Annotated in this window: 3 protein-coding genes; all 3 read right to left on the bottom strand. The window is 43.3% G+C overall.

Annotated elements, in window-relative coordinates:
• Positions 1-494: AraC family transcriptional regulator (locus AC1DSE_RS34440; RefSeq protein WP_477529035.1), on the bottom strand; the 494-nt coding region annotated here is incomplete at its 3' end.
• Positions 495-582: 88 nt separating this feature from the next.
• Positions 583-738 (bottom strand): hypothetical protein, encoded by a 156-nt coding sequence (locus tag AC1DSE_RS34435; RefSeq protein ID WP_477509772.1) that lies wholly within the window; start codon positions 736-738, stop codon positions 583-585.
• A gap of 23 nt (positions 739-761) precedes the next feature.
• Entirely contained in the window at positions 762-2,063 is a 1,302-nt protein-coding gene (locus tag AC1DSE_RS34430; protein WP_477529034.1) for an ABC transporter substrate-binding protein, read from the bottom strand.
• Positions 2,064-2,130: the final 67 nt, after the last annotated feature.

Here is a 2,130-nt window from a genome sequence, read left to right as displayed (position 1 = left end):
GTTATAAGCAGTTCCTTTGCCCTTTCCATTCGGTGCAAGGTCATGAACTTATTGAGACTTATCCCTTTCTGTTTCTTGAATAAATGGCTCAAATAACTAGGAGATAAATAAACCCGCTCCGCCAATAACTCCAACGACAAGTCTGTCTGGTATTCGTTCTCGATTATTCGGACGACTTCATCGATCGCTTTGGAGGTCGCTTCCGAATTCTTTTCGCAGGAAGACTCGTTTGCCTTTAAAATACTCAGTACTACTTTACGCAAATCACTCAGCTTTACCGTTTTATAGATGTCCTCCAAACTATGCTTGAATCTATCATTATTCTTTGTTATAGAAGCATTGAATGTAGCTTTGACAATTTCGGTGCACACATATTTTACATAGATAACCGTAAAATGCTCCCTGTGTTGCAAAGCATCAAACAGTTGCTCGACATGCAGTTGCGCGATATCGTATCGATTGTGCTGAATGTTTTGCTTCAATTCCGTTAGCACATCATTTACTCCTGCTCGTAACAAATGACGTGCGGTTCGCAAGCATCACCGTACCCTCATCGAAAAAGAACTTGTTTTCCAGCATCGTTTACATCTCGTGAAATTGTTTGTGGAGCTGCTTTACATCATCCATCAATCCGCTGATCACAACACAGATATCATTATCGTACATATCCTGGAATATCCGGATCAAATGCTGTCCAAGCTCCGTTGCTTCCAGCGACTCGTCGGGGGCGGTTTCCAAGAGTAGCAACGCTTGAAATGTATTTAGCGAATTTGAGTATCAGCTTGCGTCTGCGCATCCTTCAGGACGGTATCTACATCTTTCCCGCCAAAATAAGCTTGCAATGCAACAACGATAATATCCTCAATGGCGTAAGTGTTCGTGCCATAGTTGACGGTAGGAATCTTAGCAGTCCATGTTGCAAAATCAGATACGATTTTTTGGCCTTGAAAATATTCGTCTGCCGCAGAGTAAGCTTCTCCACTTGCCGCAGCCTTTAGAGTACCAATGACTCCAATCTTTGTATTTAKAGACTGATAGAGTTCAGCGTCGGAAGCAAATGTCTTTCCGAGAAACTCGGCAGCAGCTTCTTTACCCTCCACATTCATTACATACCAAGAGCTGCCGCCAAGACTTGATGCATGGACGGAGCCTTTTGTTACTGCAAGCTTAGGAAGCGGAGCTACTGCCCATTTTTGTGACTGAGAAGCTTCAGCTTTAATTGAAGGGGTAATCCAGTTACCGGTAGGTACGCTAGCGACTTCACCATGATTGAATGCACCAACAAATTGGCTCCAATCCGATATCACCTTCACAATGCCGGAATCCAGCATTTCTTTATACAATTCAATCGCCTCTTTTAAAGCGGCATTGTCTGCAATGATCGGAGTCTTGCCATCCTCTGCCGTATACCATTGCCCCGCAGATTGCATCATCATGCGAATAAGTCCAAGATCGTTAGGGTCAAGGGTGAGCATGTTTTTGCCGGTCTTCTCTTTTATAGCTTTACCGATCTCGATATACTGCTTCCAGTCGATTTCTTTCATGTCAGCTAAGCTATAGCCCGCTTGCTCCAAATAATCTGTCCGTACATACATTCCGGTTACACCTGAATCAAATGGTACGCCGTATTGCTTGCCATCAACACTCGTCGGATCAATCTTATAATCAGCGAAATTTTCGACTTTTACGGCGTCTGTCAATTCATAAAACGAATTCGGATACGCTTGCAAAAAGCTCTGTGCTCGATAATCCTCGATCAATACGATGTTAGGCAAACCTTTCGTAGAACCTGAATTCAACAAGGTGTTCAACTTTTGAACGATATCAGCCTGCGCGTTTTCCACGATGTTGATCATTACATCCGAATGAACTTGTGAATATGCTTCTTTTGCTACACCCATGGCGGCAATGTTAAACGCCGGGTCCCACGCCCAAACTGTAATCTCTTTCGGATTGGAAGTGCTTTCATCTCCCGAGCTTGTTAGGCTGCCTTTCGTTCCACCAGACGAACATGTTGTCAAGAGAATAACGCCAGCAAGCAGAATGAAAACTAATTGCTTCAATAAATAATCCCCCTTGTAAAATAAAAAAAGATGAAAGCGTTTTCCAATGACGCATCCATCTTAACAC

This window comes from Paenibacillus sp. 01L418 (genome assembly GCF_056400045.1).
The sequence above is the reverse complement of the archived record's forward strand: the minus strand, read 5'-3'. Positions and strand labels throughout refer to the sequence as shown.